General features: G+C 60.9%; 3 protein-coding genes. All 3 read right to left on the bottom strand.

What is annotated here, in order from left to right; genetic code table 11:
- Nucleotides 1-308: 308 nt before the first annotated feature.
- On the bottom strand, nt 309-734 hold the full coding sequence (gene tnpA / locus AC629_RS44240) for an IS66-like element accessory protein TnpA (protein WP_245332218.1): 426 nt from the start codon (nt 732-734) through the stop codon (nt 309-311).
- A gap of 38 nt (nt 735-772) precedes the next feature.
- Entirely contained in the window at nt 773-2,260 is a 1,488-nt protein-coding gene (locus AC629_RS44235) for an IS4 family transposase (protein WP_245332217.1), read from the bottom strand.
- Between the two features lie 174 nt (nt 2,261-2,434).
- Nucleotides 2,435-3,166, bottom strand: a 732-nt coding sequence (gene tnpC, locus AC629_RS44230) for an IS66 family transposase (RefSeq protein ID WP_143199957.1), incomplete at its 5' end; no start/stop codon positions are given.

Genomic DNA, 3,166 nt, shown 5'->3' with positions numbered 1-3,166 from the left:
GTTCTTCGCATTTTGACCCAATGTATGGTCCGGCCGCGCGGTGCAAGAAGATTTCGACGATCCGGCAGATGTGGTCTTGCATCAATGTATCCGGCCTCTGCTTGGAGCGCAGTGCTCCGGGCCATCATGGATATCAGCGCGCATGCGATCTGATTAGCGGACAGGCCTCGACCGGGCCATTTGGGTCACCAGTGTTCGCATGCGCCGGGAAGACCGATCCTCCATCGTTGCCTCATCCTCTCGCAGACCTCGGCGGGTATCCGTGTGGCCGGTCGCAATCCACACCCGCACGCTCGACGCAATAGGGATCACCGCAAGCGTCCATCTGTCAGCGCCGCCACGGCGGCCTTCAGTGTTGCCGCGTCGACCGTACCCGTGATCCGCATCCGAGCCCCGGCGGCAAACTCGATCTCGATCGACCCGCCGCTGCTGGCCGGCGCGACTGGACAAGGCGTCGGCCCTGATTCCGCGACCACCATCGCCGGTACGAAGCCAGGTTGATGGGCGCCATCCTTCGGCTCAGGCCGAAACGACCGTCGCCATCGCAGCAGCAATGAGCGCGAAACGCCATACTGCCGCGCTGTAGCCGCGACCTGGCGCGGCGCCTGTAAGCTCTCCAGGACGATCTTGAGCTTCTCGTCCTCGGACCAGCGCCGCCGCCGGCCCGTGTCCACCACTTCAAGCCGTTCGACTTGGGCACTGCGCCTATCACTGTCCATAAGAACAGTACTCAACAACACGCCTCATTCGGCAAGGCGGCCTTCACCGGCTTTCAATTACCCACATTTCCAGCCGCTCCGATTTCGGCGCCGAGTTCGATATCGGTTAATCTGGAAAGGCCACGCCAGATGGCAACATTTCCGGGTGGCGGATCGCCGGCCCTGGCCAGATAGCCACCCAATCGTGCAAGTTTGGTCAGGTAGAATGCGAGGGTTCCGGGGCGACATCGTCGATTGCCGGCGTCGCTGATGAGTTCATCGAGCAATGCGATCTCGGTATCCGTTAACGCTATCTTCGGTGACGCGTCCGGGGCTGTGCGGTTGAGCATGGTGAGCCAGAGGACGCGCCAGCTGAGAATGCAGAAGACTGCCATCAGATTGGCGAGGCGCTCCGCGGTCCGGAGTTTTGAGTCTTCCGCCCTGCAGCCCGATTTCAGGATCTTGTGGAACACCTCGATTTTCCACCGCATGGCGTACCAGCTGATCTTCTCGATTGCCTCGGAGCGTCCGCGGACGGGTAGGTCCGTGATGAGCTTCCACTCAATCGGTTTACGGCCCTTTGGCGCACCGCGTTCGGTGGCGTGGATTATCGTCAGGTCGAGGGCGGGATAACGGTTCTGCTTTCCGATCGGAGGCAACACTGCGATCCGCTTGAACTTGATCTCCAGTGCGACCTTCGTCATCTGGCCTTTGTCGTCCCGCATGTCGATGTAATGCAGGCCCTTGACGTTGGTCTCTGCCATCTCGGTCGCAATCGTATGGCCGCCATCACCTGCCAGCCGATCGACGCAGGCGCGGACAAGGAAGTGAGCGCCAAGGTCTTGCGTCAGGCAATACAATTCGTAGATGTCGCTTTCGCGGTCGCCGATATGAATGCAACGCTCCGGCTGCCCGAGCCGTTCGATCGATTGCCTGAGATTGTCCAGCCAACGAACGCTCTCCTTCTTCTCGATGGGAACGCGGGTCGGGTTGATCTTCTTCTTGAGCTGCGCCGTGCCTTTGAATTTTTTCCGTGTCCAGAATTTCACCGCCGCCAATCCCAGCGGTAGGCCCTCGACGGTCACTGCGAGGCTGGAATGCATCAGCATTCCGCAGACCGTGTGATGGCGCCAACGGCCGCCTTTGTCACGGCCGCTATTGACGCTTTTGGTCAGGCCGATGGCGTTCGTGTTCGCGCGTTGATAGGTGAATTCCGTCGTGTCCTGGATGAGGAGAATTGGGCCTGTGCAATCATCGTAACGCGTGCGCGTGGCAGCGAAGTGGCCGCTGAGAATGTCGGCTTCGTCCACGCGCTCGTTGGCGAAGAAGCGGTAGGCCGCCTTTGTGCTCGCCCAGTCTTGGCACGCGAACGGTATGCTCCCGCCCATGCCATCACCGATTTGCCTCAACAGCTCGCCAAATCGTTGACCAAGACGGGCGTCTTTGAATGCCGTCTTGTCGATCTCGCGCTCGGTCCAGTGTTCGACGGCGCTTTCATCAGGCTCATCCTGGGGACCATCCGGCCCCGCCAACCGACGAGATGTCGTACCGCTCGAACACATGATGGCACCTCGCGCTCGCGATTCAGGTGCTCAACAATGAATCACAAGCGATTCATCCGATTCAAGATTCTTCGATCGAAGCCTCCCGCAATTGAATCAGGCGCTTGTGGGTAATTGAAAGCCGGCGTGGGCCACAGGCGGGTTAGTCATCACGCAGCGTCATCAGTTCGTAGATTACGCCGCTTGCGCAGCTATCGCTGATCCCGGCGTCCAATTCCAGGGCAGAAGCTCATCGAGCCGATGAGCTGGGTGGGCGGCGATGCGGGCAAGGATATCCGTGAGCCAGGCCTGCGGATCGACGCCGTTCATTTTGGCCGTGACGATCAAGCTATACATGGAAGCCGCGCGCCGTCCGCCGCGATCAGAGCCGCAGAACAACCAGGATTTTCGCCCGAGAGCGATACCTCTTAATCCTCGCTCGGCGGCATTGTTCGAGAGACAGACGCGGCCGTCCTCGAGGAAGAGAGTGAAGCTCGCCCAGCGCTTCAGGATGTAGTTGAATGCCTTGGCCAGGTCGTGCCCACGGGACAGCTTGGCGAGTTGCTCCCGCATATAGACCTGAAGGTCCTCGGCCAGAGGCCGGCTCAGCGTCTGTCGCACCTCCAGACGCCCTTCGGGGCTCCTGCCATTGATGGAGCGTTCGATCTCGAACAGCGCATCGATCCGCCGCACGACCTCGACCGCGATGGGTGAGAGCGGGATCTCCTTTTTACCGGCGGCCTTGCGCCGCGCATTCTCTTCGATATCGGCCATGGCGAAGAACGGGCGCCGCGCATGGACCCAACACGCCGCCTCCCGGATCGGTCCGGGCTGGCGCCCCGCCAGATAGAGCTGGTTGTACCCATCATAGGCGTCGGCCTGCAGGATGCCGGCATACCGGGCCAGATGCGCCTGAGGATGCTCGCC

Source organism: Bradyrhizobium sp. NAS80.1 (assembly GCF_001908205.1).
Classification (GTDB): Bacteria; Pseudomonadota; Alphaproteobacteria; order Rhizobiales; family Xanthobacteraceae; genus Bradyrhizobium.
Note: the sequence above shows the minus strand (reverse complement) of the source record. Positions and strands in the feature narration are given on the sequence as shown.

Coding starts and splice junctions, on each gene's coding strand:
- AC629_RS44235 (WP_245332217.1), bottom strand. CDS start 2,260: ATGTGTTCGAGCGGTACGACATCTCGTCGGTTGGCGGGGCCGGATGGT.